This is a genomic window from Pandoraea iniqua, assembly GCF_902459685.1.
GTDB lineage: Bacteria > Pseudomonadota > Gammaproteobacteria > Burkholderiales > Burkholderiaceae > Pandoraea > Pandoraea iniqua.
Map to the genome: position 1 here is coordinate 508928 of NZ_CABPSF010000003.1, position 26555 is coordinate 535482.

Consider the following 26555-nt stretch of genomic DNA (forward strand, 5'->3'; position numbering starts at 1 on the left):
GACTAACGCAGCGAAAGCCGCGCCTCCAGCCCACCGCCATCACGATTGCGCAACGTGAGCGTTGCATCCATCGCCTGCGCCAACTGCCGGGCGATGGCCAGTCCCAGCCCGGTGCCCCCCGTACTGCGGTTGCGTGACGTCTCGATCCGTACGAACGGCGCGAATACCGCTTCGAGCATGTCTTCCGGAATGCCGGGGCCCTTATCGCTGATTACGATGTCGACCCCCTGTGCGTGCGTCGAGACTTCCATCTGCGCATCACCGCCGTACTTCAGCGCGTTATCGATCAGATTGCCGACGATACGGCGCAACGCCTGCGGCCTCGTTACCATCGGCCGGCCAATCTGACCAGTGAGCGTGACAGGTTCCCCCGCATCGACATAGTCGTACACGAGACTCTCCAGCAACGCATCGAGGTCGACCTTGCACGGCGCCTCCGACGCCCCATGCAACGTGCGCGCATACGTCACGCCTTCCTTGACCAGCGTTTCCATCTCGCGCAGGTCCTGCTGCAATCGCACGGCCGACGTCTGATCGTCCATGGTGTCCACACGCAAGCGCATGCGGGTGATCGGCGTCTGCAAGTCGTGCGAAATGGCCGCGAGAATCTGCATGCGCTCGGTCATGTAACTGCCGATGCGGTCCTGCATCGCGTTGAACGCCCGCGCCGCACGCGCGACTTCAGAAGGCCCCGCTTCGCTCAATCGCTCCGCCCGCAAATCAGGCCCCAACGTGTCCGCCGCTTTCGCCAACGCATTCAATGGCCGCGTAGTGACGCGCACCGCCAGCCAGCAACACGCGGCAATCATCAATAGTTGCAGCACCAGCACCGCTGGCAGCCAACCGGAAAGGGGCAGTGTCGGCATCGGCAGCACGTCGATGGTCAGCGGCGAGCCGTCCGTCAGGCGCAAATGCACTTGCAGCCGATCCGGGTCGCCGGGCACGCTGTTGACCGTCAGCGGATACGAAACGCCAATCGCATCGTCGATAACACGCGCGACCTGCGCAGCCAGTTCGCTATCCGGGTGACCACCCGGGACACCCGCGCCCAACTCAAACTGGTAGCTGCGGCGCGCCAGTCGCGGCAACCACTGCGCACGTTCTGCCGCCGGCAAATGATCGAGCAGCGCCACCGAGCTGGCCACTTCGCTCTCGATGTAAATGCTCATCATGTTGTTCGTCACGCGATTGCGCTCGGTCATCGTCAGCCAGAACGACAACACCTGCGCCAACGCCAGCCCGACAAAGAGAATCAGCGCAAGGCGCGCGAACAACGAGCGCGGCCAATGCCAGAAGGCTTGGCGAATCGAAGTCGTTTGGGTCATTCCGGTGCAGAAACTACAGTGACGTTCGCGCAGAACACATACCCTTCGTTGCGAAGTGTCTTGATATAGCGAGGCTCGCGAGCGCCGTCGCGCAAGCGCTGCCGCAAACGGCTGATCAGCAGATCGATCGAGCGGTCGAAGGCATCGGCTTGCCGGCCTTGCGTGAGATTCAGCAACTGATCGCGCGTCAGCACACGTTGCGGGTGATCGAGCAACACGCGCAGCAGCCGGTATTCCGCGCCGCTGAGCGCCACTTGCGTGCCGTCGGTATCAAGCAGATGGCGTGCCGTGGTGTCGAGTTGCCACTCGCCGAAGCCCAATACTTCAGCCGTCTCGGTGATCTGCATGCCCGGCGGCAGCATGCGCGTGCGGCGCAGCACCGACTTGATGCGCGCAAGCAATTCGCGCACGGCAAACGGCTTGGCCAGATAGTCGTCCGCGCCCATTTCGAGCCCGACAATACGGTCGGTCTCCTCGCTGCGTGCCGTGAGCATCAACACCGGCACGGCGCGAAACTTGCCCGCGCGCAGTTCCCGGCACAGCACGAGGCCGTCCTCGCCGGGCAGCATGAGGTCCAGAACGATGAGGTCGGGGGCGCCGTCGGCCAGCACCGTGCGCATCTCGCGCCCATTGGCGGCCACGCTCACGCGCATGCCGTTCTTCTCGAGATAGTCGGCGAGCAACTCTCGAATACCGCGATCGTCGTCGACGATCAACACATGATCGATCTTGTCCATGCGGGCGATTATAGCGACGAGTTTTCGGCCGGGTTGCCGTTGGCATCACCGGTCGGATCCAGCGGCACACGCCGACGGCTGCGCTCAGGCACCGGCTGCATGCCCCGGCTCGCAGGCGCAAGGTCGCATTGCAACGGATGCGCGAGTTCCGCGCAAACGCCACCCGCCAGAAAGGCGAACAGACTCAGCAGGCGTCTCATGCGTCCTCCACCACCGAAAGGGACTGGCCATCGGCAACGGAAGCATCGAGCGCGTACGGATCGATCCCCTCCAGACATCCGATATTCACCCGCCACATGCCGGGCGACGTGCGAGACGCATGGAACGTGTAGATACCGCAGTGCTTGCAGAAATAGTGGCGCGCCACGCGGGTGTTGAACTGATAGCAGGTCAATGCATCCGCGCCGCTGAGAATACGCAGGCTCGCCTCGGGAAACGCCGGCGACATCAGAGCGCCCTTGCGACGGCAAAGGCTGCAATTGCAACGGGCGGCCGGCTCGACCGGCGTCTGGACTTCAAAACGGACGGCCCCGCAGTGGCAGGACCCTTGCAGCGGTTGGGACGACATCTCTTGCCTCCTTATATTTGAACAGGGAAGGCGCGCTCGCAGCGCACTCGATGTCTGCTTTATAGCCCAATCGGAAAACCGGTTTGTATCACTGTGTATCTGGCCTGTACCCCGATACATGACATTGCAGGAACGTGGTCTCACGCACACATACCAGATACGCCCGGGCGGTGAAATGGCGTCACTGATTCTTCTGAATCGATGTTCTGCCATCCACGGTGGCAGTCACCTCATCCCGAACTACCCGGAGACTCACGCCATGCTACCCCTGCTCAGAAGCGCCTTTGTCGCCCTCGCCCTCACCGGCCTCGCCGCCTGCACGCCCTCGGTTGCGGGCCCCGCACGCAACACCGTCGCGCCGGAGTTCACCGGTATCGACACGTGGCTCAACAGCCCGCCGCTCACGATGTCGCAACTGCGCGGCAAGGTCGTGCTGATCGATTTCTGGACGTATTCGTGCATCAACTGCATCCACACGCTGCCGCACGTGCAGCAGTGGTATCAGAAGTACAAGGATCAGGGGCTGGTCGTCGTCGGTGTGCACACGCCGGAATATGCGTTCGAGCGCGACACCGGCAACGTGCGCGATGCCATTCGCCGCTTCGGTCTCACCTACCCGGTGGCGCAAGACAATCGCTACGCCACGTGGAAAGCCTATGACAACCTCTACTGGCCGGGTTTCTATCTCATCGACAAGACGGGGAAGATCGTCTACACGCACTTCGGCGAAGGCGATTACGACAAGACCGAGGCGGCCATCAAGGCGCAACTCAGCGCGGCGCAGTAAGCTGCCGCGCTGAACGTCAGGCGGCGGGGCCGGCGTCCGGCCAGCCGCCGTCACGGCACATGGCGTCGAAGTTCTGTGCCAGATCGGCCAGCGTAATCGCGCCGAGACGCGCGATCAGGATGGCCTCCGCATCTCGCAACGCCCCGTCGAGCGCGGCATTCACGGCACGCTCGACGGCGCATTCCGGGTTGTCGCTCTCCACGCCGATGGCAAAGAGGTGCGGCCCGCCCACGGCGCGGTGAATGTCGAGCAGCGTGATGTCGCGCAAGTCGCAGGCAATCGACCATCCGCCGCCGTGCCCTTTGCCCGAACGCACATAACCGGCGTCGCGCAGCCCTGCCATCGTCCGCCTGACCACCACGGGGTTCGTGCGCAGCATCTGGGCGAGTTGCTCTGACGTGAACGGCGCATCGTGCCGAGCCATGTGCAGCAGCACGTGCAACATGCGGGAGAGTCGGCTATCGCTTCTCATCGGGTCATCACGCCTCAAGTGCCTGACGGGCGTACCAGCCGTGGATCAGACCACTCTGGAAACACCGCACCGGCGTGTCGAAACCGCCCGAGGCAATGATCTCGCTCACCACGTCGGGCGGCACCACCGCCACCTGCCGACCGTACATCTCGCGCGAGCGCTCACGCATCTCGGGTGCCACCGACAACATGTTGAACCACACGTTCAGCAGGCTTTGGCCGGGGTCTGTGGTCATGTCGCAAGCCAGATCGGCGCTGGCGAGATAGCCCCCCGGGCGCAGCCGCTCGGCAATGCCACGGAAGAACCCCTGCCGTGCCACGGGATCGGTCACAAACTGGGACACCAGCAACGACGTGGCCGCGTCGAACGGCTCACTCGGCGGCAGCGTGTCGAGATAACCACGGTGAAAGACACACCGATCGGCAATGCCCGCCGCCTGGGCCTTTTCGCGAAACACATCGAACATCGGCCCGGACGGTTCCACCGCGGTGAAGCGCCAGCCGGGATTGCGCTCGGCCAGATGAAGAATCTCGGCGCCAGTCCCCGTGCCCACGCTCAGCACATGCGCATCGGCAGGCAACCCGGCAAACACGTAGCCGATGACCAGTTGCATGGCCTCGCGCAGCGGCAACATGGCGCGCCACGTGTTGTCGTAGTTCCCCGCGTGCTGGTCGAACATCGCGATGGTCGCCTCTTGATTCGCCTTGTGGTCCACGTCTTGCAGCATCGTCCGATTCATTTTGCCCTCGCCGTACGGTTTACGTAACTTCGAATGTTGCATAATGCCACGCACCGATCCTGCATGGCAAGCGCCCCATCGGCGGGACTTCATGCAGAGGATTCACGCGCGAGTGAATCGATTTCATCAGGCGAACCCTAAATAACGACTGCGAGATGTCGATAAACCGTGTGGGCGCTCCGTTTCCTTACCGGAGCTTACGAAAACCGCACCATTACGGTGAGGCGCGCTAAGGCGAGGCGCTTCCGACGATCCCCCCAGATGACGTCACTGCCCCCCCTTTCGGGGCTGAATGCCGCGAATGCCACCGATGCCCTGAACGCCTTGAACACCGGCGCCGTGGCTTCCCGCTCGAACACGACTGCCGTCACGACGGGCCGACAGGACGCGAACGCGCCTCCCCCGTCGGAATCGACGCGCGTCACGATTTCACCGGCCCCCTTGGCGGCCAATTGGCCCACGTACAGCCAGCCGGTCGCCAACGGTGCAACGCTGCTCTGGCAGCAAGTGCCCTCCGATTCGCTCTCACTGCGGATGTCGGGCAACGTCACGACGTCCGCGCTGGGCAACCGCCTCGAGAAGTTGGGTTCGGGCATGTTGAATGCCATTGCGAAGGGCACTACGTCCTACACGCAGACGGTGATCCGTTCGACCTCGGCCGTTCCGCCGAGCGACACCGATCTGGCCGTGCAGCAAGCGCAATTGCAGGCCAACGCCGACAATCGTTTCGCGCTGACCATCACGACCGCAAGTGGCGCCAAGGTCTCGGTAAGTCTGGGCAGCAATGACGACGGGTTGTCGGCAACGTTCTCGGTCTCCAACGGCACGCTGACCGACACGGAGCGCGATGCCATCGGTAAACTCGCCGATGCGTTCCAGAGCGCCGTGACCGGTCTGGCCAAGCAACCGCCTACGGTGGATTTCAGCGGGCTGACGGGTTTCGACACCTCGGTGCTGACGTCGGTCGATCTCAACGCAACACTGGACGCGAACCGTAAGCCGCAAACCTTCGCGTTTCATGCCGATGCGACGCAGCGCTCGCTCAGCGCAAGCGGCGCAGTGGGCACGTTCGATGTGAAGGTCGATCTGACGAATCTTCAGGTGATCGGCAGCAAGCAGGCACAGGCCGAAGCGATCGACGCGTGGCTGACCCGCTTCGACACGGCACAGACGCGCGGTAACGGCGACGCGGCCACGATGGTCATGTTCAAGTCGGCCTTCTCTGCGATGAACAGCAACTACCCGCCTGCCCCGCCCCTGCCGCGCATTCCCCTGAGCGGCACCGATCGCGCCACATTGAGCGGCTTGGCCGACTTCACGGCATCGATCTCGCAAACGCAGCACTCGCCCAACCCACTGCACCGTAACGAGGTTGACGGCTTCGATTACAAGATTTCGCAGCAAACGGCGATCGGCGGGAAGGACATGCTCAACCGCACGATCAAGCAGCAGACACAGGCCGATCTGAGCGCGAGCTACCATCGCTCGTTGTGGGTGGGCGTGCCGCTGAACCTGACGACGGACCCGAAGACGCAGAATTACGAATACGTCACGGTGAAGGATTCGGCGCAAAGCGTCACCGACATCGGCTATCGCGACGGCTTGCTCGATCACGCGACGGCCAGCCGCTCGGCCAGCCAGTCGAAGAACGTCAAACGCTATGAGCTGGCCAAGCTGGTCAGCGACGTGACCACGCCCGCATCGGCATCGCACATCAGCAACCTGACGGCGTTGTTGCAATCGTCCATGCAGCGCGAGGCAGGCAAGTCGGCCAATGACGTAGCCAACGTCGAGAATGACAACGCCTCGCGTCGGGCAGCTCAGGCACGCATCGCGCTGGAAATCGACCCGGCGAAGATCTCGTAAGACCTGCCGGGTCTGTTTGATGCGGTAGCGCAAGCACGGGGAACAGGGGAAGGGTCAGTTCCCCTGCCCTTGAATCTCTGCCGCAGGCGCGGCTGCCACGGCACGTCCGCGATACCACACGAAGTACACCACCGACAGCGCGATGATGAACGGCACGCCGTAGACGAGCGTCATGCGGAACTCGTCGGTGAAATACGTCGTGACGAGCGTCGCCAGCATCAACACCGCCCCCGTGAGACTCGCATACGGATAGCCCCACATGCGGAAGCTCAGCGTCTTTGCCTCATGACGGCGGCGGAAGTACAGGTGCGTGACGAAGATCATCAGCCACGTGAACATCGCGCCGAACATCGACACCGACATCATCAGCGTGAACGAGGCCTGCGGCGCCATGACGTTGAGCGCGACGGCGAGCGCAATACCGATGGTCGAGAGCAGGAGCGCCGCGACCGGCACGCCATTGCGGCTCACTTCACCGAAGCGGCGCGGTGCATAACCGGCACGCGACAGGCTGAACATCATGCGCGTGGTGATGTAGAGCTGACTGTTCATGGCGGAGAGCGCCGCGACCAGAATCACCAGATTGATCACACCGGCGGCACCCGGGATATGCGTGGCGGCCATCACCTTCACGAACGGGCTGCCATCTTCACCCGCGGCGCTCCACGGCACGATGGCCAGCGTCAACGCCAGCGTGAGCAGATAGAAGAACACCAGTCGGAACATCGTCGCGCGAAAGGCCTGCGTGATCGCGCGCTGCGGGTCCTGCGCCTCGCCCGCCGCCACCGCAATCATCTCGATGCTCAGATAGCTGAAGATCGACACGATGACGGCAACCCACATGCCCCATGCGCCCTTCGGGAAGAACCCGCCGTGCGACGTGTAGTTGGCAATACCGATGCCACTCTCGGCCGGCGCGCGGAATACCACGTACGCGCCCAGCATCAAGAAGGCCACGATGGCGACGATCTTGAGCATCGAGAACGCATACTCGACCGCGCCGAACACTTTCACGCTGGCCGCGTTGATGCCGATGAGCCCCGCCGAGAAACCGACGATCCAGTACCAGCCCGGCACGGCGGGAAACCAGTACTTCATGTACACGGCGATGGCCGTGACTTCCGTGCCCACGGCGAACACGATCGACGACCAGTACGCGTAACGCACCAGAAAGCCGGCCAGCGGCCCGATGTAGTGCTCCGCGTAAGCGCCGAACGACCCCGACGTCGGGTGCGCCACGGTCATTTCCGCCAGACACCCCATCAGCAACAGCGCAATCGCACCGCCGATGGCATAGCTGAGCAGCACGCTCGGCCCGGCGAAGCCGATGGCAAAAGCGCTGCCGAGAAACAGCCCCGTGCCGATGGCGCCACCAATGGCGATCATCGACAACTGACCGCTCGTCAGGCCGCGATGCAGGCCCTTCTCCCGCTCGACAATACTGTCGAAGCCCGGTTTGGTTGTACTCAATTTCGTCTCCTGTTCTTCTGTCTTTCAGTACTCACGCCAGTGCGGCGTCAGGTTGTTGCGTGGCGGGCTGTCGCATCATCGATAAGGAATGCGAACAAAATTCACCCACTACCGTGCTGGCAAGTCTAGTCAGCCGTTTTCGCTATGTACAATCAAGAAATCATCGGCGGGTATGGGGTTTGGGAATAGCTGAGCGCCGTGGTTTTCGTGGATGAAACTTCGCCATCAGAAACTGTGCTCGATACCCACGCCTATGCCGCGATAATGCGTGCCCGGCGGTGCATTGCCGCCGTTGCCGGAGATCGGCCGCGGCGAGAATCCGTAGCTGCCCCACGCGCGGTTGATCACTTGGTAATACGCCACATACACGTCGGTACGACGCGAAAAGTCGTAGCGATAGCCCAGATTCATTTGGGTGGCCCCCAACCCGTCGGTACTGCACGCCCCGCCACCGCTGCGCGAGCACGCGCCGTCCATCGCATAGCCCCCGCCGATCCAGACGGAATGCTGGCCGCCGCCGAACCAGTGCTGCACCATCGCGTAGACCGCATCGCGCCGGTAGCGATTCAGGTTGCCGATGGTGCCGTCGTCGGTGCGATACGTGAGGCGGTCCCATCCAGCCACCCATTTCGTCCCCGCATAGGTGAACGTGATGAGCACCTTGTGCGCGTCGTCGGTCGAGCCCGTCGCGCGTGAACCCGCGTTGGACGGATTGCCCGATGCCGGCGCACCCAGCCATGCCAGCCCGAAATAGTCCTTGTGCAGTTCATAGGCGTAGCGCACACGCAGCGGACCATTCAGGTATTCGAGACCCGCGCCGAACACCTGCGGCGAGATATCGCCTGCTGGCGTCGCCACCTTGCCCTGCGACGGCGAATACGAAAACCGCAAATGCAGGCCGGCCCAATCGGGCGTCCAGTACTGAATGCTGTTGCCCTGTCGACGGTTGAACGTCGCATCGGCCGCGCCATTCACGCGCCCGGATTGCGTGGTCGTATTGGGCACGTTGAACCCGGGGTTGCTCAGAATCGTGCTCAGATCGCCCGTGTACGGATTGCGCACGGGCGAGCCGACCGACAGCGTGGACCATTGATATGGCGTATCCCAGTTGCCGAGAAACGCCGTACCGAACGGCCCCGCCAGCCCCACGTTCGTATTGCGACCCGCGATGGAGACACCCGCCGCTTTGCCATCGATGGCGACCGGTGTTTCAATCTGCCAGATCGCCGAATACCCATCGCCAAGGTCTTCCTTGCCGCGCATGCCGAAGTACGAAATGCTCGACATCATGCGAGTGCTGGTCGCCTCGCCGACATTGATGGCGCCCGCCGGCGCTTGTGTCGGACGCGGTGTCCCGGCGGGCACATGGCGCCCGCTCACGCTGACCCCATCGGTCATAGGCGTGAGAAGCCCGTAAATCTGCACCTGCGCGTGCGACATCTCATACACGCTCATGCCGAGCACGACACCCAGCACACGCGCTCCCGCGTGCCCGGCCATAGCCTGCCGCCGCGTCAACTGCCGGCCCGGCCTTTGAGAAAACCGCAACGCGCCGCGCATCGCCGGTCAGCCCGGCAACGCGAAACCGCACGCCGCCAATTGCGCGTGCAAGGCCGCGTGTTGGGTGTCGCTCAACGGCGAGAGCGGCGGGCGCAGTTGGGCCCATGCGGCATCGTCGCGCTGCGACGCGAGCACGGCTTTGAGCGCCGGAATCATCGGGAACGATTGCACCACGCTGCGCACGGCATCGGCTTGCGCCTGCAATGCCGGGCCGTTGTCGCCGGACCATTCGCGGCACAGCTGACCGATGACGGCCGGATTGATGTTGACCGTTGCCGAGATGCAGCCCTTCGCCCCTTTCGCCGAAGCACGCGAAACCAGCGACTCCGACGCGGGGAAAATGCCGAAGCCCGGGAAGGCATCGAGCATCGCGCTCAGGTTCTGCCAGTCGCCCGAGCTGTCCTTGATGCCGACGACGGTGCTCGGGAAATCGCGAATCAGACGCTCGATGACCGGCAGCGTGATCGGCACGCCCGACAGTGCGGGGATGTGATACAGGTACAGCCGCAAACGGTCGTCGGCCACGGCATCGATGACACGCGCGTAGTAGCTGTACAAGCCGTCGTCGGTAATGCCCTTGTAGAAGAACGGCGGCAACATCAGCACGCCGGCGCAACCGCGCGCCACGGCATGACGCGTCAGCGCCACGGTTTCCGGCAGCGCACAGCAGCCGGTGCCCGGCAGCATGCGTCGTGCGTCGAGCCCCGCATCGATCAGATGATCGAGCAAGGCCATGCGCTCTTGCGTGCCCAATGAGTTCGCTTCGCTGTTCGTGCCGAACGGGGCGAGCCCGACGCCGTGAGACAGCAACCATGCGCAATGCGCGAGAAAACGGGGGGCATCCGGCGTCAGATCCGCGTGAAACGGCGTGACGACGGGCGCAAACGCCCCGGTCAATGCTTGATCGACCATGACAGTTCCTTGGAGGTAGGGAGAGAGGTGTTGCGCTGCCTGTGTGCTTGCTACCGCTTTTCATCACATCAGGCAGGCGCGGACCGCATCAAGGCGATGGGTTGAGTTCGTGCAGGAATTGCAGAATTTCGCGACCGAGGGCGTCGTCCCCCGTATCGATGTGAGCAACGACCGACGTGTGGTTGTGATCGCGCACCTGAACAAACCGCGGTGCGCGCTTGTCACGTTGCGACAGTCGATGGCAAAACTCGAGCGCGTAGGTTTCGAGATGGGGATTCTCGAACTCCGCGACAACGACCATCGCGGGCACCGGCAACGCATCGGCATGAGCCATGGGCGCGTCCGCCTCATGACGCGCTGCGTCAGCGCCGTAGTACGCCACCACGCCCGGCGCATTCGGGTTGTCGGGCAACACATCGGCACGCAGGCGCGCACTGATCAACACCGCGCCCGCCACTTCCGGTTGGGCCGGACGCAAACGCGGGTCGCACAGATAGCTAGCGACGTGCGAGCCACCCGCCGAATGACCGATGAGCAGAATGCGCGACATATCGGCACCCGCTGCCCCCGCGTACTCGCCGAGGTGCCGACGCACCCAGCGCATGGCGTCGGCCACATCCTGAGCGCCGCCCGGGAAGGCGGCTTCCGGCGCCAGCCGGTATTCCACATTCACCGCCAGACAGCCATGACGCGCGAAATAGCGCGGCACGTTGCCATAGATCTGCGCGTTGGCATTCATGTCCCCACGCACGAACCCGCCGCCGTGCACGAAGACGACGACCGGCATCGGCGCGTCGGGCAACGGGTTCGGCCGATACACGTCGAGCCGGTGACGGGCGTGCGAGCCGTACGCCAAATCGCGCACGACCTCGTAGCGGTCAGTCGCCGCAGCATCGGCCTTGGCAAGCAGCGGCGTGTAGGCGTCGAGCACCGCACGGCGGCCGGCAGCAATGTCGTTCGACCAGACAGGTCCGAGCGCGCGCATCACCTCACGCGCGATCTGCCAGTCGGCCACCGGGGGCGTTACCTGCGACATCAGTAGACTCCCATCAATTGCGAGAGCTGCGCGATGTAGCCGGCGTAGCGCGGGTGCTGCTTGATCGTCTGCGGGGCGCGAGGACGCGGCAGGTCGATCGTCACTTCCTCGACGATCTTGCCGGGACGCGCCGACATCACGATGACGCGATCCGACAGGAAAACCGCCTCTTCGATGCTGTGCGTGACCAGCAGCACCGTCTGCCGATGCTCCTGCCAGATGCGCAGCAGCTCGACGTTGAGGTTGTCGCGCGTGAGCGCGTCGAGCGCGCCGAACGGCTCGTCCATCAGCAGAACCTTCGGCTCCAACGCGAGAATCTGGCCGATCGACGCGCGCTGGCGCATACCGCCCGACAGTTCGTGCGGATGGTGATCGGCGAATTGCGACAGGCCGAGCATTTCCAGCAACGCGGCCACGCGCGGCTCGCTCTTCTCCTTCGGAATCTTGCGCAGGCTCGTGCCAAGCAACAGGTTCTGCCGCACGGTCAGCCACGGCAGCATGTTGCTCGTCTGGAACACCACGCCGATCTCCGGCACCGGGCGCGACACGCGCTGCCCCGCCACGCGAATCTCGCCGCCGTCGTGCGGCACCAGCCCCGCGACAATGCGCAGCAGTGTGCTCTTGCCGCAGCCGCTCGCACCGAGAATCGACACGAACTCCTGATCGGCGATCGACAGCGACACGTCGTCGAGAATCCGGACCGGCGCCGCCTTGCGCGCCTTGCCCGCGAAGGTCTTGTCGATGTGGCGAATCTCGATCATCGCGTCGTCGGCTTGGGCGGCCGGTGCGCGACCGGCATCCGCCGAAGGGGCGGCCTGCGCCGCCGTGTGCAGTTTCGTCACGGTATTCATACGTTGATTCCTCGCCACCAGACCATGCGTGCCAGACGCTCGATCACCCAGTACAGCACCACGGCCAGCAGCGTGACCATCAGGATCGCCGCGAACATCACATCGGTACGGGCCGCCGCCGAGGCGAACACGATCAGATGCCCCAGCCCTTCTTCCGAGCCGATGAACTCACCGACGATGGCGCCGATCACCGCGAGCGGCATGGCGATCTTGAGACCGTCCGCAAACGCGGGCAGCGCCGCCGGCAGGTACAGCCGCCAGAAGGTGTCCCACGGGCTGGCGCCGAGTGCGCGAAAGTGCTCGTCGAGGTTGCGCGCCACCGAGGCCAGACCGCCCATGGTGGCGACCACCACCGGGAAGAAAGCGAACAGGAACGTGGACGCCAGCTTGGACGCGAAGCCGTAGCCGAACCACACGATCATGAGCGGCGCGAGCGCGATCTTCGGCATGCTTTGCAGCGCCGTGACGAGCGGGTAAAGCGTGCGGCGCGCGAAGGCGCTGTAGCTGATGACCACGCCGATCAGCAGGCCGCCCGCCACCGCCGCCACGAAACCGGTCAGCACTTCGACGGTTGTGACCCACGTATCGGCCAGCATCTGCGGATGGATTTCCCAAGCGGCGCGAAAGATCGCCGACGGTGGCGGCATCAGGTACGACTGCACCTTGAAGTACGACACGGCCAGTTCCCACAGGGCGAGCAGTACGCCCCAAAATACGATCGTCTGTGCGATGCGTTTCATGTGATGTCTCCTCCAGATTGCCGGCGCGTTACGACTTGCCGCCCGACTTATCCTTGACCATCCCCGGCGGGGGCGGCACCACGAAACGCTCGAAGCGGAACCGGTCGAAGCTCTCGATATTGCGCTCCCACACCTTCGCTTCGTACGGATGCTCGGCGTCGATCTGGGTCATCTCGCAGTACAGCTCGACGTTGTTGCCGTCCGGGTCCTTGAACACGAGGAAGTAGTTCGCGCCCGGGCCGTGGCGGCCGATGCCGCGCACGATCTCGACGTTATGCGCGCGCAGCACGTCGACGGCTTTCTCCATCTCTTCCACACTATCGACGAGGTACGAGAAGTGCTCCATGCCCGGGCGGCTGTAGCGTGGCAGGTCATCGATATCGGGCGAGTTCTTCGGAATCTGCGAGAGCGCCAGATCGTGGTGGTCGCTGCCGGCACGCAGAAAGACCATCTGATCGTCGATCCAGTCGGACACGGTCAGGCCCAGCACTTCGGTGTAGAACTTCACCGACTTCTGGATATCGCGCACGACCAGCACCAGATGGCCGAGACGCTTGGGTTTGAGGCTTGTCATCTCCACTCCTTGCTTTGCTTCTAATCGGGGGCTTGCGAAGGGTATTACGGTGTTACGAGAGGCTTGCTGCGGCGCCTCACTCGACAAACTGATTGGTGTAGATGTCGGTGGCCTTCAACGTAGGCGGCAAATTGAAAGCATCGCGCACGAACTTCGCGGTGGCCTCCATGCGCGGCACCGGCACCCAACCGGGCTTGTGGCCCTTGGTTTCCGCATCGCTGCCCAAGCCGTTGATCTGCTTGACCTGTTCCAACATGACCTGCTTGTCGAGCATCGGGTATTGCGACGCGATGATGCCGGCCGACTCTTCCGGGTGCTCACGCAGCCACGCGTAGCCGCGATACGTCGCCTGCACGAAGCGGCGCACCACGTCGGGCTTCTGCGCAATCATCTTTTCGGTCGTCACGAGGCCGTTGCCGACCATGTCGAGACCGAAGTCGCGATAGCGCAGCATGCCGATCTCGCGGCCCTGTTTGGCAGCCAGCGAGCGCAGCACCGGCAGGTTCGCCCCTTCCCAGCACTCGGTCAGGTCGATTCGGCCTTGCAGGAACGACGGGTTGATGGTCGACGGATCGAGGCGCAGCAGCTTAACCGACGTCGGCGGCAAGCCATTGGCCTTCAACCATGCCGGTACGATGTTTTGCAGCGGCGATGCCCCGCCGCCGCCCATCGTCAGGCCCTTGAGGTCGGCCGGTTTGGTAATCGTGCGGCCGGGTTTGACGAGGTAGCAGATCGCCCCGGGCCAAGCCACGTTGACCGAACCGACCATCACCGTCTTGCCGCCCTGCGCGCGATTGAGCATCACGCTGATGGGGTCGCCATAGCCAAAATCGAACAGTCCCTGATCGACTTCGTTGACGGTGCGCTGTCCACCGTGACCGGCGATGGCCGAAACATCGAGCCCAGCCTCGCGGTAAAAGCCCTTGTTGATAGCGACCAGCACGCCGCCGGTACTGCCCTGCGGCAGCCATGAGAGGTTGAACTTCACTTTCTCCTGCGCGGCGACCGGCGTCGCCCACAGGGCGCCAGCGCCCACTGCGCCGATGGTTCCGATGGTTCCGATGGATCCAACGCACGCCAGCGCCGTCCACCAACGCTTTGCCCACTGCCACTGCTGCATTACTGCCTCCTCATGGCCGCCGCTCTAGCGGCCTTTGTTATTTGCGCTGTGCCACGACGCGGTTCTCGATGGCGCCAATGCCCTCGATGCCCGCCACCATGACGTCACCCGCCTTGAGATACACGCCACGCCCCATGCCCACGCCGGTCGGCGTGCCCGTGGCGATCAGGTCGCCGGGCTTGAGCGTGAGGATGCCGGACAGGTAAGCGATCTGCTCCGCAATGTTGAAGATCATCCCTGCCGTCGTGTCGTCCTGCATCGACTCGCCGTTGACCGACAGCGTCATGCGCAGGTTCTGGGGGTCGCGAATGACATCGCGCGGCACAAACCACGGCCCCAGAGGAGCGAAGGTATCGAAACTCTTGCCGCGAAACCAGTCGTGCGTAAACGGATAGTCGGTGCGGCGGTTGAGATCTCGTGCGCTCACGTCGTTGATCACCGTGTAGCCCGCGATCCATTCGTGAGCCTGTTCCACCGGTACGTGGCGGCCCGGACGGCCAATCACCACGGCCAGTTCGACCTCCCAGTCGACACGCTCGGCATTGGGCGGCAGCACCACGTCGGTGTTGGTGGCCGTCACGCTGGTCTCGGCTTTCATGAACATGTACGGCGAGCTTTCGCTGCGCGGCGCGAGCTTGGTGCCCATTTCGGCCGCATGCTCGTAGAAATTCGATGCCGTGGCGAAGATCCGGCCCGGCTGATACGGCACGCACAGGCGGTATTGGCTGGTCTCCAGCGCGCTGACCTTGTTCACCACGCCAGCATCCAGCGCCTGACGCACGGCCGTCATCACGGTCTCGCCATGCACATACCAGTCGGAGAGCAGCGCCGTCAGATTCTGCGCCGCCAGTGCGCCGTCGTCGTTGCCTGCGCCCGTGTGGCGCAGCACGGCTTCCAGATCGTACAGGCGGCCATGTTGCACCAGTGCCGTACGGCGATCGGCACCGGCTCCCGGTGCCAGCGATTCATAAGTTGCGATACCAAACCAGGTCACACCTTCCTCCTATCTCTTTACTGAAATTCGATGTCGCTTACGCGCATCGGTTGTCTTTTTGATTGCTCTATGAACATACAATACATAGCATATGTATACATGGCAATTGATTTGTATTTTATTTTTCAATCCTTCCTAACGTAGCGATTAACCAGTGAATAAGGCACCCATGAACGACGCTCCCCTGATGCTCAATCTCATCGCACTGGCCCCACAGGCACGCGCACAACTGCTGGCCGCCGGCGTGCGATTGCACGACGTGAACGCGCGTGCGCTGGCCGATGCCACCGATGCCACCGATCGCGCTGCCATCGCCTCGGCGCGTCTGGTGCTCACCAACGGCACGACCGGACTCTCGGGCGCACAGATGCAGGCGCTGCCGCAGCTCGAACTCGTTTGCGCTTTCGGCGCAGGGTTCGAAAACATCGACGTCGTCGCCGCCGCCGAACGCGGCATCACCGTCGGCCATGCGCCCAACACCAACGGTGAGACGGTGGCCGATCACGCCTTGGCCCTGATGCTCGCCGTGTCGCGCGGCCTCGTGACGCTCGACCGCGCAGTGAAGGCCGGTGGCTGGGAGTCGCATCGCGCGCCCCGTCCGACGCTCAACGGCGCGCGACTCGGCATCGTCGGCCTCGGCAACATCGGTCAGGCAATCGCACAGCGCGCGGCAGGCTTCGGCATGTCGATCGGCTATCACACCCGCACGCCACGCACGGACGGCCCAAGCCACGCATGGCAGCACTACGCCAACGTCGGTGAACTGGCCCGCGACAGCGACTTCCTCGTGCTGGCCTGCCCCGGTGGCCCCGCCACGCATCATCTGGTCAGCACCGAGGTGCTGGCGCAACTCGGCCCCAAGGGCTTTCTGGTGAACGTGGCACGTGGCAGCGTGGTCGATACCGTGGCGCTGATCGAAGCGCTGTGCGACGGCCTCATCGCCGGTGCCGCGCTCGACGTCTACGAGACCGAACCCGAGGTGCCATCGGCACTGCGTATGCTCGAGAACGTGGTGCTCACGCCCCATATCTCGGGCCGCTCACCTGCGGCGTTGCAAGCCCAGATCGATGTCTTGCTGGGCAACGTGCGCGCCCATCTCGCTGGCCTGCCGCTGCCCGCTGCGGTGAATGCCGTGCGCGATAACAAAACGTCCAGATAAAAAAAGAAGCGGGCAACCGGGAGACCATCGGAGGTTGCCCGCCTCAACACTTCACCTTGGAGGTCCTGTGAAGTCGTCAGCGGCGGCGGCACGCATTGGCAGTCTTTGCCAGCGCGTGCCGCAGCGTCGCGCCAAATCACACCAGTTCAAACAAACTGCGCTTACCGTGCCGGCCAAGGTTTGGCCGGTGCGCCCATGACCGGCTCACCCAGCAGCGGGCTCGACAGTGCATACGCGCCGTTCTCGGTGAAAGCCCACATGATGTTGCGGTCGTACTCGGTGTACATCGCAAACACGCCCTTGCCCAACGTGTACACAGGCAGCTCGGTTTCATCGGCCAGTCCCGGCACGAAGTAGCCTGCGATGGTCGGCTTGGCCGGGTCCTTCACGTCGAAGATCTGCACGCCTGCGCTATAGAACGAGTACGGCACGATGCCCTGACGCCACGTCCCCGGTTGCCCGATGGAGTTCGAACGCTTCGGACCGTAGTTACCGCCGCGCTGGCAGAAGCTGGTGAACGGTGCGCCTTCGGGCACTTCCGGCTCCGGCAGCTTGGCCGCGACCTTCATCTTGGCGGGGTTACGCGCGTCGACGACAAAGATGTCTTTGTACGGCTCATAGCAATCGCGGTTCATCGGGTAGCCGCTCGTGAGCACGTAACCGGTGCGCTCGTACTGGCTGACGTCCGCGTTGTCGTATTCGGTGCCCGCGAAGCTCGGCGCCGTATTCACGTTGCCGAGTACCTTCGGATGCGCCGGATCGGCGAGATCGAACGACCACAGGCCCAGCCCGCCCATCGCGCCGAAGCCCACCTTGCCGCCCTGTTCCAGCGGTTTGGGCAGGAAGATCGGCATACGCGAACCCATCCACGACGTGCGATTGCCTGCGCGCGCGTTCTGGAGATACGCCTGCTCATGCTCGGCGTTGCCGAGGATCTGGCCGGGCACCGAAATCTGCGAGACGAACTTCGGGTTGGCCGGGTCCGACATGTCCCACACCTGATAACCCGGCGAATACAGATAGTTCGGGTATTCGGAGAGCGCGTAGCTGTCGTCAGGTGCTGCCGACAGAATCATGTACTTGCCGCCGTAGAACTCCGGCGAATCGAGCGAGCCCGAACCGCGTTGTTCGCCCACCGGGGCATTCGGACGCGTGTAGTCGGTGGTGCGCGTGGCGATCAGCTTCCAGTCGGACGGCAGCGGGCCGTTCATCTCGAAGACCTTGAAGCCCTTCAGATCGTTGTAATTGCGCTGTGCGGCAACCTTGTCCGGCTGCTTCGACTTGTCGGTCATCAGGCCGTAGCGGCCGATTTCGAACGACGCCACGAGAATCGGCTTGCCGAGCTTCTTGTTCCAGACGATGGTCGCGCCGCCCAGATAGTCGTGCACGTTGTTCGGGTCGAACTTCTCGCTCGAACCCTTCGGGCCCCACACGCCACCCTTCGAATACACGACCTTGCCGTTGGCCGGATCAGTCACGTCCATGATGCGCAGGTAGTCGCGGTCGTGGATGTACAGATAGCGCTTGCCGTTGAAGTCGGCGATGTTGTTCCACGCATGGAACGGCGAATCCACACCCGGGTAGAAGGCGAGCACCTTCACGTTCTTGGTGTAGCTCTTCTTGTCCCAGTACGGTAGTTCACCCGGGAATTTCTGACCGGTGTGCACTTCGGGCGTGGCCTTCGGCCAGATGTACTTGCCGGTGGCCGGGTCCATGCCGTAGTCGACGCCGGGCTTGAGCGGCTTGGGCGAGCGGTCCGGCGTCAGACGCAGCCAGCCGGCCAGATACGGGTCTTTCACGTTCGGCGTGCCGGGCGTGCCCGACGGTTGCGCGTCGGCTTGTGCCGCGGGGGCTGCATTGGTCGCAGCAGGTGCGGATTCCGGTGCCGATGCGTGGGCAGCGAGCGTCATCGTCAGCGCAGCGAGTACCGCCGTGGCGGTGAGCGATACGCCGAGTGTGGGCTTGCGAAACATGTCTTCCTCCTTCGTTTCAAAGTCTTCTCGCCGGCACAGCACATGCCGGCGGCGTGGATGCAGGTGAATCGAATGCGTGGATCAGAATGCGTGGCGGATACCCAGTTGCACACCCGACGGATTCTGATTGCCGTTGGGCGTGACCTGGAACGTCACCGGGTAATGCACCGTCGTGTCGTTACTGTGCTGCACGTGCGCGTAGGTCGCGTAAAGCGTGGTGCGCTTGGACATGCCGTACATGTAGCCGATCACGAAACCGTTGGCGTTCGAGAGCGCCTTGTTGTCGTCGTCCTGACGGTGGACAAAGCTCGCGTAGAAGCGATGACGGTCGGTCAGCGCGTAGCGAACCCCGGCCTGTACGTCCCAGCCGCGCACGTTGAACGCGACGTACGGCGGGTACGCGTAATAGCCGTTGTACGTGTGATAGATCAGGGTCGGCTCGATGCTGCCGAACTTGTAGGTCGCGGCAAAGTAGTTGTCGCGCGACGAGTGAATCTGGCTCGGCGAGTAGATGTCGCGGGTGTATTGCAACTCGCTCACCGCGCCGAGGAAGATGCCGCCGTTGCGGTACTCGACAGCGGCCGACAGGAAGCGCCCGGCACGCGTGGTGTCGCCCACGCCCGTGGTCGCCATGAAGCGCGCCATCAGGCCGTTCCAGCGCGGCGTGTTGTACGAAATGGCGTTGTCTACGCGGTACGACGCGTAGAAGAACTCCATGTTGTTGACCATACTGAAGTCGGCCGCCCAGCTCGGGTCGGCGTAACCGGCAATCCAGTATGACGGCGTGAATTGGCGGCCCAGCGAGACTTCACCCCACGGGCCCTTGAGGCCCACAAACGACTGACGCGCCTGCGCCGATTGGGTGCCGTTGTTCGCCGAGAACATCGGCTCGTAGGTGAAGAAGGCGCGATTACCGCCGCCCAGTTCTTCAAAGCCGCTCAAATTGAAGCGAGAGTTGTTCAGACCGCCGCTCGACATGCGGGTGACCTTGCCGCCATTGGCGCCCGACTGCCACAACTGCTCGATGTTCAAGTCCACAAAACCCGAGAGCGTGACGCCTCCGGAAGATTGCGCGTATGCGCCCCCTTGCATTGCGCCCAATAGCAATGCACCTATCACTCGCTTCTTCATGCCGTCTCCTGAGAATTCTCGTTTTATTTGCGGCGCCCCTTGTTGGGTGTCTGCCGCTCGCCCGTTGTATGTATACAATCTTTCGAATGATTATACATAGCAAAGAAATTGAATTTCTACCGCTATTTGTTTATACAAACGGGCTATTTTTTTATAGCGGGTTACCCCTGATATGCGGTGTCCGCCGCCGGCACACCGTGGCCGGCGGGGAGATGGCGCCCCAGTTCAGGCGGCGCGCGATGCGGATCAAAGACCTTTGCGGTCGGCTTGCAGACCCTCGTGACGCAGCTTGGGCGCGTCGTCTTTGCCCGTGCCGTCCTTCGATGCACCGCCCCAGCCATGGGCAGTCACGTCGAAGATCACGCCGTTCGTGTCGAAGAACTTGACCTCGTAGAAGATGTTGCTTTTCACCGGCACTTCGCCCATGTAGTAACGCCCGCCGGCCGCTTCGATCTTGGTGCGCGTGGCTTCGACGTCGTCGACCCAGATGCCGATGTGATGCAGGCCCACGAACTCGCGGCCACGGTCGCCGGCGGCTTCGTCGTTCTTGTAATTGAGCAACGCGAGGTTGATGACGCCGTCGGACAGGTACACGCCACGGGCGAGTGACGAGTCGGTTTCGCCGACTTTCTTGAAGTCGAACGCCTGCATATAGAACTCGGCCGCCTTCCAGGGGTCGGGTACGGAAAGCGCGATATGACGCAGTTTGGCCATGATGGAATGTCTCCTTCGTATCGATAGGTCACGTGCGTGACGAACAGAGGCTTGCCGGGGACCGGCAAACTCGTATGTATACTATCTCAGTGAATTGCATTCCAAAATGCATTTTTGAATACAACATCGTGATACCGATCAACAAAATCTTCAGCCATTCCCTTCGAATGGGGCGTCAGGCCACAACTTCGGGAAAAAATACCCTTATAATCCGCATGTATACAATCCGAGCCAATTCAAGAAAAGAGCACGTCCACGGAGCGAGATAACTAACCATGGCCGAAACCATTGCCGCCCGAATCTGCCGGGAGTTGACCGACGAGATCATCGACGGTCGCCTGCCGCCAGGACGGAAGCTGGAAGAAGTTGTGCTGGCCGAACGTTTCAAGGCCTCGCGCACGCCCATTCGCGAAGCCCTGCGCGAGCTGAACGCGCGCGGCCTGATTGAACTCACGCCGCATAAGGGCGGGGTCGTCGCCAGCATCAGCGTCGACGATCTGTCCGACATGCTCGAAGCGATGTGCGAACTCGACGCGCTGTGCTGCCGTCTGAGCGCCCAACGCATGAGCGCCATGCAGAAGAAGCAGTTGGAAATGCTCCACGTTCAGAGCAAGCAATGCATGGATGCCGGTGACGAAGCCGGTTACCTCGCGCTCAATCGCGAGTTTCACCAGTTGCTGAGCGCCGGCACGCAGAACAAGACGCTAATGGCACTGATCGACAGCCATCGCGAACGTCTGGCGCCGTTCCGCGCCGCGCAATCGGATGTCGAGGAGCGCTTCACCGTGTCGTTCGACGAGCACGATAAAGTCGTCGAAGCGGTGCTCGCCTCCGACGCCGAGGGCGCGTATAACGCCATGCGCAGTCATACGGCACGGCTGAGCATTCATGTGCTCGATCGGTTGCAACACAATCGCAAGCCGTAACGCTTCATCTCCAAACGCTTCACCAATACCCGCCCGGGCCGCATCGGCTCGGGCGGCGTCGTTTCAATCCACCGTTTTGTAGTTGTTGACGGATCGCACCCCGCGACGCGCGAAGCCAACGTTCTCAACGTACTGCTCGCAACCGTCGCCTATGAGTTATAGCGCAGTGCAACGCCGATAGGTTGTTGCGCCCTTTCCCGCCTTCTAGCTTCCACAAATGAAACGCGAGGCATCGCTTTTCGCCGCGCGTCGTGCCCGTCGCCTCTCGGACTGACGGCATCTCGCTCTACCCATTTGTGGAGACTTATATGTCTGAAGTTACTGATGTACTCGTCGCGATCGACACCAAGGCGGTTCTCGATCGGTATGGCAGGAACAGCAGCATGTCGAATCCGCCGTTGATCGACGCCAAGCACGTGTTCATGATCGTCACGCACAAGAACGTTGTCAGCGGCCAAGCCGGCGGCGAGCTCGATGTTGCCGCACGGATCGGCGACGTGATTCGCTGGCGGGAAAATTCGCTCTCGCTGGGCTTCGAAGAGTCGTGCATCTTCTACAAATTCGTGAGCACTCAGGTCAAGTTGATCTCCGATCCCTCGCCGCGCGAGGCCGAAGTCAAAATTCCCGTGCCCAATCCGGACGACCCGTCCAAGCCGAAGAAACAACAGGTCTCGAACTACTTCTGGTCTTGCGAAACGCTCAAGACCGGCCGCGTGACGTATCACTTCCAGTTTCAAATTCTGGATCGCAGCGGCAATCTCTGCGGCTGCTATCAATGGGATCCGTTCATCAGCATTCGTAACGACTGAGCGCGCTGACTGAACCCCTGAACCTTATTTGCCGGCGATCCACCGCACGGTGGATCGCGCGACCCCACGCCCCACGGGAAGGAATCTACGATGGCCAAAGACAAGCCAACCCACGCGCGCGAGGCAAACGCCGCCGGTACCAACGTATTGCTCGTCATCGATACCGGCGCGCTGCTCGCCGGGGAATCCGAGCCCGCTTGTTGCTACGCGCTCTGCACCGGCATGGACTCGCTACTGACAAGCAACGACGGGCAACTTCATCTCAATGCGGCGGCCGGCGAACAGGTACACGTCAGGTGGTCGCCGACCGCCGTACGCGGCGAGCATGCCGTACTGCTCGACTTGCAGTTGGCCAATGAGGACGTGCTGACGAATCTCACGCTGCAAACTAACCCGGCGGCCACCGTCCAAGTGCCGCAGATGGGAGAACCGGGCGAATGTGAAGCGCGTCCCGCACACGATGCGTTCTGGCAACTCGACGTCGCCGCCGAAGGCAACGTGGAATTGAAGCTTAAAGCCATCGTGACGGATCGCGACGCGGAAATCGCCGGTACGTTCGAATGGCCCCTGAGCATTGTTGTCGGCTGAGGGCATCGCCCGGGCGTTCCGAGCCTCACTCATCTATTTAGAAATCGAATGGCATGCATTTTGATATTTAATTTGTCGATGCGCAGTCCGTTCGCTATCTTGTAAGTCTTTCCCCGCACTTCACGCCCCCACGCGACCCCGCGGCGCTATTGCGCCAACCCCAGCCAACCTGAAGGAAGGCAGCGCCAGCGAGGCCCCGGGCAGCATAGAGGCCGCTCCATGACTCACCGCGTTTTCGTCGGCGCCGTTGGTGCCGACGGCAGTCCCCTCCACCTCGCCACGCGCGACGGACGCTTCACGTACGTCGGCCCGCAAGCCCCCGACACCGGCGGAGCTCAAGTCATCGATCTGCAAGGCAAGCTGGTCTTGCCCGGCTTCGTCGACGGTCACATCCACCTCGACAAAAGTTTTCTGGGCGACAGCTGGCGCCCGCATCGTCCGGCCGCCACGCTGCGCGACCGGCTGGCCGCAGAAAAAGAGGAAATCGCTGCCGCCGCGCCAATGACGCAGCGGGCCGATGCGCTCATGCGCCAGTGCGTCTCGTTCGGCACGGTGGCCATGCGCTGCCACGTGGATGTTGACGCCAGCACGGGCCTCACGCATCTGCACGCCATCATGGCGATGCGCGATCAATGGCGCGACCTGCTCGACATCGAACTCGTGGCCTTCCCGCAAGCGGGCGTCATGACCTGCCCCGGCACGGCCGAGGTTCTCGAAGCCGCCGTTCGTGAAGGCGTGCAAGTGGTCGGCGGCATTGATCCGACCACGCTCGACGGCGACGCCCAAGGGCAACTGAGCATCGTGTTCGGCATTGCCGAGAAGCACGGCACGAAGATCGACATTCATTTGCACGAACCGGGTGAGACGGGCCTCGCGCAACTGCACCGCATCGCCGCCCGGACGCAGGCGGCAGGCTTGCAAGGCCGTGTGTCGGTGAGCCATGCCTACGGGCTGGGCGATATCGGCCCCGCAGAACTGGACGTGATCGCCCGTGCGCTGGCCGATGCCGGTGTCTCGATCATGACCAATGCACCCGGCGACCGCGCTTTCCCGCCGATTCTGCGGCTGCGCGAAGCGGGCGTGCGGGTGTTCACCGGCAACGACAATATTCAGGACAGCTGGTGGCCGTACGGCAACGGCGACATGCTGCAACGCGCGATGCTGATCGGCTATCGCTCGGGCTTCTATACCGACAAACACTTGCAAGTCGCACTCGATATGGGCACGTATGCTGCTGCCGCCGTGATCGGCAAGGACGACTACGGCCTTCGTGTCGGCAGTGAAGCGAGCTTCGTCGTGTTCGATGCCCCGAATGCTGCCGCCGCCGTTGCCGCGGCACCGGCCGCACGTGCAGTCATTCGCCACGGACGTTATTGGGGTGGCCCGGCGCAGCTTGCGCTGGACGCCGCCCTGTTGAAGGACACAGCAGGGTCCACCCCGACCTGACTGTCATGCGCGGTGCCGGGCCTGCGCGAGGCCATGGCACCGTTGGCGTTCGTCGCGCCGAGGTAAAGCACGCTGCGCGCGCCCCCAGGCGCAGGGTGTAGCCAAGGCAGTCGAAGACGAGCGATGGGGAGAAAAACTAGCGTTATCAGGAGTCACTAGCAATGTCGAAGACCACGTATTACGCGCCGCACGGCGGGCATCCGGCTCAAACGGAACTGCTCACCGACCGCGCCATGTTCACCGAAGCGTATGCCGTCATCCCCAAGGGCGTGATGCGCGACATCGTGACGAGCCATCTGCCGTTCTGGGACAACACGCGCCTGTGGGTGCTGGCCCGTCCGCTCTCGGGCTTCGCCGAGACGTTCGCGCAATACATCATGGAAGTGGGCGCCGGCGGCGGCAGCGACAAGCCTGAGCAGGACGACAAGGCCGAAGGCGTGCTCTTCGTCGTCGAAGGCGAGATCACGGTGACGATTCAGGGCAAGGCGAACACGCTCACGCCGGGCGGCTATGCGTTCATCCCGCCCGCTACCGACTGGCAACTGCGCAACCAGAGCCAGAGCACGGCGCGTTTCCACTGGATTCGCAAGCACTATCAAGCCGTGGAAGGTCTGCCGTATCCGGAGCCGTTCGTGAAGAACGAGCAGGACGTGGAACCGATTGCCATGCCGGGCACCGACGGCCGCTGGGTCACCACGCGTTTCGTCGACATGCAGGACATGCGCCACGACATGCACGTGAACATCGTCACGTTCCAGCCGGGCGGCGTGATCCCGTTCGCCGAGACGCACGTGATGGAGCACGGCCTGTATGTGCTCGAAGGCAAGGCCGTCTACCGTCTGAATCAGGACTGGGTGGAAGTGGAAGCCGGTGACTTCATGTGGCTGCGCGCGTTCTGCCCGCAGGCTTGCTACGCCGGCGGCCCCGGCCCGTTCCGCTACCTGCTGTACAAGGATGTCAACCGCCACATGAATCTGACGCTGGGCGCACAGCCGCGTTAAGGATCATGCAGGAGGGTGTCGTCGCGAATTAGTGGCAAATCGCGACGCGTCAGGCCGGTCGGCACCACGCCGCACCGGCCTTTTTTATGCGGAACGTCACGACTTCGCCGGTCGCGTTTTCGATTCCAGCATGCCGACCAGCACCTTGGCGAGCGCCTTGACCATCGGGTCGGCGGTGGGGCGATGAAAGATCGCCAGCTCGAAGGTGTCGACCACCGGCAGCCCCTGCGCACGCCCCAGCACAACATGGCCCGGCAGCACCGCGCGCGGCGGCACCAGACTCACGCCCATGCCATCGGCAACGGCCCCCTGAATGCCGCTCAGGCTCGAACTCGTGAAGCTGATGCGCCAGTTGCGGCCCATCGCTTCGAGCGCATTGATCATGTCGTCGCGATACAGGCCACGCGTCGGAAACGTGACGAGGGGCACCGGGTCGAGTTGAAACGAGGGATGGGTCGCGCTGTCGATCCACGCCAGCTTTTCGGGCCGGCATGCCACCGATTCCCGGCTGTTGCGCCGCTGCTTGACCAGCACGAGATCGAGTTCACCGTGATCGTAACTGCCGAGCAGATCGCGGCTCAGGCCGCTCGTGACTTCGAGTTTGACCTGCGGATACTGCCGGTTGAAACCTGCGAGTACTTGTGTCGTTGTACCCGTCGCGAAATCCTCGGGTACGCCCAGACGCACCGTCACCGCGACCACAGCGCCGGAGAGCGCTTCGAACATCTGGTCGTTGAGCGCGAGGATCTGACGCGCGTAGCCGAGCAGCATTTCACCGGCATCGGTGGCGTGCACTTCGCGATTGCCGCGATCCAGCAGCTTATGTCCGACCATGTCTTCGAGCCGTCGCACCTTCTGACTGACGGTGGACTGGGTCGAATGCAGCCGCGCGGCAGCCGTCGTAAAACTGCCGCAGTCAGCCACCATGATGATGGAGCGCAACAGATCCAGATCGAAAAGCGGTCGATTCGATTTCGCACTGCCGGCCATGGTTAGTATTCAATTTATCGATGGGCAGTCGATCTTGTATCACGCACGACAGGTGCCCGACAACTGG

The 26555-nt window shown here is 62.9% G+C and carries 27 protein-coding genes; 8 read left to right on the top strand and 19 right to left on the bottom strand.

Going from position 1 to position 26555, the window contains the following annotated elements; translation table 11 throughout:
* Positions 1-2: 2 nt before the first annotated feature.
* The 4 genes from PIN31009_RS13250 to PIN31009_RS13265 are packed head-to-tail and all read right to left on the bottom strand — an operon-like array spanning position 3 to position 2630.
* Positions 3-1325 (bottom strand): ATP-binding protein, encoded by a 1323-nt coding sequence (locus tag PIN31009_RS13250; RefSeq protein WP_150790555.1) that lies wholly within the window; start codon positions 1323-1325, stop codon positions 3-5.
* On the bottom strand, positions 1322-2062 hold the full coding sequence (locus PIN31009_RS13255; protein WP_087687713.1) for a response regulator: 741 nt from the start codon (positions 2060-2062) through the stop codon (positions 1322-1324). Before PIN31009_RS13255 ends, PIN31009_RS13250 begins: the two co-directional genes overlap by 4 nt.
* Positions 2063-2070: 8 nt before the next feature.
* Positions 2071-2262 (bottom strand): hypothetical protein, encoded by a 192-nt coding sequence (locus PIN31009_RS13260; RefSeq protein WP_150790556.1) that lies wholly within the window; start codon positions 2260-2262, stop codon positions 2071-2073.
* The gene (locus PIN31009_RS13265) at positions 2259-2630 is read right to left on the bottom strand and encodes a GFA family protein (protein WP_150790557.1); all 372 of its coding nucleotides are present in this window, start codon (positions 2628-2630) and stop codon (positions 2259-2261) included. The genes PIN31009_RS13260 and PIN31009_RS13265 overlap by 4 nt, the downstream gene beginning before the upstream one ends.
* A 259-nt stretch (positions 2631-2889) precedes the next feature.
* Between PIN31009_RS13265 and PIN31009_RS13270 the strand changes: the two genes are divergently transcribed.
* On the top strand, positions 2890-3417 hold the full coding sequence (locus tag PIN31009_RS13270; RefSeq protein WP_150790558.1) for a thioredoxin family protein: 528 nt from the start codon (positions 2890-2892) through the stop codon (positions 3415-3417).
* Between the two features lie 16 nt (positions 3418-3433).
* Here PIN31009_RS13270 and PIN31009_RS13275 read toward each other — a convergent pair whose 3' ends face one another.
* A complete protein-coding gene (locus PIN31009_RS13275; RefSeq protein WP_150790559.1) occupies positions 3434-3889 on the bottom strand; it encodes an Rrf2 family transcriptional regulator in 456 nt (151 codons plus the stop codon).
* Positions 3890-3896: 7 nt separating this feature from the next.
* The gene (locus tag PIN31009_RS13280; protein WP_246185657.1) at positions 3897-4628 is read right to left on the bottom strand and encodes a class I SAM-dependent methyltransferase; all 732 of its coding nucleotides are present in this window, start codon (positions 4626-4628) and stop codon (positions 3897-3899) included.
* 261 nt (positions 4629-4889) lie between these two features.
* On the opposite strand from PIN31009_RS13280, the gene PIN31009_RS13285 reads away from it, so the two are divergent.
* A complete protein-coding gene (locus tag PIN31009_RS13285) occupies positions 4890-6494 on the top strand; it encodes a hypothetical protein (protein ID WP_150790560.1) in 1605 nt (534 codons plus the stop codon).
* 54 nt (positions 6495-6548) lie between these two features.
* Here PIN31009_RS13285 and PIN31009_RS13290 read toward each other — a convergent pair whose 3' ends face one another.
* The 9 genes from PIN31009_RS13290 to PIN31009_RS13330 all read right to left on the bottom strand — a co-directional run bounded on the left by PIN31009_RS13290 (position 6549) and on the right by PIN31009_RS13330 (position 15751).
* On the bottom strand, positions 6549-7964 hold the full coding sequence (locus PIN31009_RS13290) for an amino acid permease (protein WP_150790561.1): 1416 nt from the start codon (positions 7962-7964) through the stop codon (positions 6549-6551).
* 225 nt (positions 7965-8189) lie between these two features.
* Positions 8190-9464, bottom strand: a complete 1275-nt coding sequence (locus PIN31009_RS13295; protein ID WP_174997153.1) for a porin — start codon at positions 9462-9464, stop codon at positions 8190-8192.
* A 66-nt stretch (positions 9465-9530) separates the two neighbouring features.
* A complete protein-coding gene (locus tag PIN31009_RS13300; protein WP_150685232.1) occupies positions 9531-10436 on the bottom strand; it encodes a dihydrodipicolinate synthase family protein in 906 nt (301 codons plus the stop codon).
* 88 nt (positions 10437-10524) lie between these two features.
* Positions 10525-11472 (bottom strand): alpha/beta hydrolase, encoded by a 948-nt coding sequence (locus tag PIN31009_RS13305; protein WP_150790563.1) that lies wholly within the window; start codon positions 11470-11472, stop codon positions 10525-10527.
* Entirely contained in the window at positions 11472-12323 is an 852-nt protein-coding gene (locus PIN31009_RS13310) for an ABC transporter ATP-binding protein (protein WP_150790564.1), read from the bottom strand. Before PIN31009_RS13310 ends, PIN31009_RS13305 begins: the two co-directional genes overlap by 1 nt.
* Entirely contained in the window at positions 12320-13063 is a 744-nt protein-coding gene (locus PIN31009_RS13315; RefSeq protein ID WP_058378496.1) for an ABC transporter permease, read from the bottom strand. Before PIN31009_RS13315 ends, PIN31009_RS13310 begins: the two co-directional genes overlap by 4 nt.
* A gap of 28 nt (positions 13064-13091) precedes the next feature.
* On the bottom strand, positions 13092-13637 hold the full coding sequence (locus PIN31009_RS13320) for a VOC family protein (protein ID WP_150790565.1): 546 nt from the start codon (positions 13635-13637) through the stop codon (positions 13092-13094).
* 76 nt (positions 13638-13713) lie between these two features.
* Positions 13714-14757, bottom strand: coding sequence for an ABC transporter substrate-binding protein (locus tag PIN31009_RS13325; RefSeq protein ID WP_150790566.1), 1044 nt, complete (start codon positions 14755-14757; stop codon positions 13714-13716).
* 37 nt (positions 14758-14794) lie between these two features.
* Positions 14795-15751, bottom strand: a complete 957-nt coding sequence (locus PIN31009_RS13330) for a fumarylacetoacetate hydrolase family protein (RefSeq protein WP_087687725.1) — start codon at positions 15749-15751, stop codon at positions 14795-14797.
* 169 nt (positions 15752-15920) lie between these two features.
* Here PIN31009_RS13330 and PIN31009_RS13335 point away from each other — a divergent pair, with 169 nt between their 5' ends.
* The gene (locus PIN31009_RS13335; protein ID WP_150790567.1) at positions 15921-16910 is read left to right on the top strand and encodes a 2-hydroxyacid dehydrogenase; all 990 of its coding nucleotides are present in this window, start codon (positions 15921-15923) and stop codon (positions 16908-16910) included.
* A 161-nt stretch (positions 16911-17071) separates the two neighbouring features.
* Here the strand turns inward: PIN31009_RS13335 and PIN31009_RS13340 are convergent, their stop codons facing one another.
* The 3 genes from PIN31009_RS13340 to PIN31009_RS13350 all read right to left on the bottom strand — a co-directional run bounded on the left by PIN31009_RS13340 (position 17072) and on the right by PIN31009_RS13350 (position 20728).
* Positions 17072-18883 (bottom strand): LVIVD repeat-containing protein, encoded by a 1812-nt coding sequence (locus PIN31009_RS13340; protein WP_150790568.1) that lies wholly within the window; start codon positions 18881-18883, stop codon positions 17072-17074.
* 81 nt (positions 18884-18964) lie between these two features.
* Entirely contained in the window at positions 18965-20014 is a 1050-nt protein-coding gene (locus tag PIN31009_RS13345; protein ID WP_150790569.1) for a porin, read from the bottom strand.
* A gap of 246 nt (positions 20015-20260) precedes the next feature.
* A complete protein-coding gene (locus PIN31009_RS13350) occupies positions 20261-20728 on the bottom strand; it encodes a VOC family protein (RefSeq protein ID WP_246185658.1) in 468 nt (155 codons plus the stop codon).
* Between the two features lie 275 nt (positions 20729-21003).
* Here PIN31009_RS13350 and PIN31009_RS13355 point away from each other — a divergent pair, with 275 nt between their 5' ends.
* The 5 genes from PIN31009_RS13355 to PIN31009_RS13375 all read left to right on the top strand — a co-directional run bounded on the left by PIN31009_RS13355 (position 21004) and on the right by PIN31009_RS13375 (position 25498).
* On the top strand, positions 21004-21654 hold the full coding sequence (locus PIN31009_RS13355; RefSeq protein WP_058378488.1) for a GntR family transcriptional regulator: 651 nt from the start codon (positions 21004-21006) through the stop codon (positions 21652-21654).
* 308 nt (positions 21655-21962) lie between these two features.
* Positions 21963-22463 carry an inclusion body family protein gene (locus PIN31009_RS13360; RefSeq protein WP_150790570.1) on the top strand — a complete coding sequence of 167 codons (501 nt, stop codon included), beginning with the start codon at positions 21963-21965 and terminating at the stop codon, positions 22461-22463.
* 90 nt (positions 22464-22553) lie between these two features.
* A complete protein-coding gene (locus PIN31009_RS13365; protein ID WP_150790571.1) occupies positions 22554-23051 on the top strand; it encodes an AidA/PixA family protein in 498 nt (165 codons plus the stop codon).
* Between the two features lie 219 nt (positions 23052-23270).
* Positions 23271-24497 (top strand): amidohydrolase family protein, encoded by a 1227-nt coding sequence (locus PIN31009_RS13370; protein ID WP_150790572.1) that lies wholly within the window; start codon positions 23271-23273, stop codon positions 24495-24497.
* Positions 24498-24658: 161 nt separating this feature from the next.
* Positions 24659-25498, top strand: coding sequence for a bifunctional allantoicase/(S)-ureidoglycine aminohydrolase (locus PIN31009_RS13375; protein ID WP_087687734.1), 840 nt, complete (start codon positions 24659-24661; stop codon positions 25496-25498).
* A 96-nt stretch (positions 25499-25594) separates the two neighbouring features.
* Here the strand turns inward: PIN31009_RS13375 and PIN31009_RS13380 are convergent, their stop codons facing one another.
* Positions 25595-26488, bottom strand: a complete 894-nt coding sequence (locus PIN31009_RS13380; RefSeq protein WP_150685221.1) for a LysR substrate-binding domain-containing protein — start codon at positions 26486-26488, stop codon at positions 25595-25597.
* Positions 26489-26555 lie beyond the last annotated feature (67 nt).

Coding starts and splice junctions, on each gene's coding strand:
- PIN31009_RS13255 (WP_087687713.1), bottom strand. CDS start 2,062: ATGGACAAGATCGATCATGTGTTGATCGTCGACGACGATCGCGGTATT.
- PIN31009_RS13370 (WP_150790572.1), top strand. CDS start 23,271: ATGACTCACCGCGTTTTCGTCGGCGCCGTTGGTGCCGACGGCAGTCCC.
- PIN31009_RS13265 (WP_150790557.1), bottom strand. CDS start 2,630: ATGTCGTCCCAACCGCTGCAAGGGTCCTGCCACTGCGGGGCCGTCCGT.
- PIN31009_RS13345 (WP_150790569.1), bottom strand. CDS start 20,014: ATGAAGAAGCGAGTGATAGGTGCATTGCTATTGGGCGCAATGCAAGGG.
- PIN31009_RS13380 (WP_150685221.1), bottom strand. CDS start 26,488: ATGGCCGGCAGTGCGAAATCGAATCGACCGCTTTTCGATCTGGATCTG.
- PIN31009_RS13355 (WP_058378488.1), top strand. CDS start 21,004: ATGGCCGAAACCATTGCCGCCCGAATCTGCCGGGAGTTGACCGACGAG.
- PIN31009_RS13270 (WP_150790558.1), top strand. CDS start 2,890: ATGCTACCCCTGCTCAGAAGCGCCTTTGTCGCCCTCGCCCTCACCGGC.
- PIN31009_RS13320 (WP_150790565.1), bottom strand. CDS start 13,637: ATGACAAGCCTCAAACCCAAGCGTCTCGGCCATCTGGTGCTGGTCGTG.
- PIN31009_RS13335 (WP_150790567.1), top strand. CDS start 15,921: ATGAACGACGCTCCCCTGATGCTCAATCTCATCGCACTGGCCCCACAG.
- PIN31009_RS13375 (WP_087687734.1), top strand. CDS start 24,659: ATGTCGAAGACCACGTATTACGCGCCGCACGGCGGGCATCCGGCTCAA.
- PIN31009_RS13365 (WP_150790571.1), top strand. CDS start 22,554: ATGGCCAAAGACAAGCCAACCCACGCGCGCGAGGCAAACGCCGCCGGT.
- PIN31009_RS13295 (WP_174997153.1), bottom strand. CDS start 9,464: ATGGCCGGGCACGCGGGAGCGCGTGTGCTGGGTGTCGTGCTCGGCATG.
- PIN31009_RS13325 (WP_150790566.1), bottom strand. CDS start 14,757: ATGCAGCAGTGGCAGTGGGCAAAGCGTTGGTGGACGGCGCTGGCGTGC.
- PIN31009_RS13300 (WP_150685232.1), bottom strand. CDS start 10,436: ATGGTCGATCAAGCATTGACCGGGGCGTTTGCGCCCGTCGTCACGCCG.
- PIN31009_RS13340 (WP_150790568.1), bottom strand. CDS start 18,883: ATGTTTCGCAAGCCCACACTCGGCGTATCGCTCACCGCCACGGCGGTA.
- PIN31009_RS13360 (WP_150790570.1), top strand. CDS start 21,963: ATGTCTGAAGTTACTGATGTACTCGTCGCGATCGACACCAAGGCGGTT.
- PIN31009_RS13305 (WP_150790563.1), bottom strand. CDS start 11,472: ATGTCGCAGGTAACGCCCCCGGTGGCCGACTGGCAGATCGCGCGTGAG.
- PIN31009_RS13275 (WP_150790559.1), bottom strand. CDS start 3,889: ATGAGAAGCGATAGCCGACTCTCCCGCATGTTGCACGTGCTGCTGCAC.
- PIN31009_RS13280 (WP_246185657.1), bottom strand. CDS start 4,628: ATGAATCGGACGATGCTGCAAGACGTGGACCACAAGGCGAATCAAGAG.
- PIN31009_RS13350 (WP_246185658.1), bottom strand. CDS start 20,728: ATGGCCAAACTGCGTCATATCGCGCTTTCCGTACCCGACCCCTGGAAG.
- PIN31009_RS13310 (WP_150790564.1), bottom strand. CDS start 12,323: ATGAATACCGTGACGAAACTGCACACGGCGGCGCAGGCCGCCCCTTCG.
- PIN31009_RS13250 (WP_150790555.1), bottom strand. CDS start 1,325: ATGACCCAAACGACTTCGATTCGCCAAGCCTTCTGGCATTGGCCGCGC.
- PIN31009_RS13315 (WP_058378496.1), bottom strand. CDS start 13,063: ATGAAACGCATCGCACAGACGATCGTATTTTGGGGCGTACTGCTCGCC.
- PIN31009_RS13260 (WP_150790556.1), bottom strand. CDS start 2,262: ATGAGACGCCTGCTGAGTCTGTTCGCCTTTCTGGCGGGTGGCGTTTGC.
- PIN31009_RS13285 (WP_150790560.1), top strand. CDS start 4,890: ATGACGTCACTGCCCCCCCTTTCGGGGCTGAATGCCGCGAATGCCACC.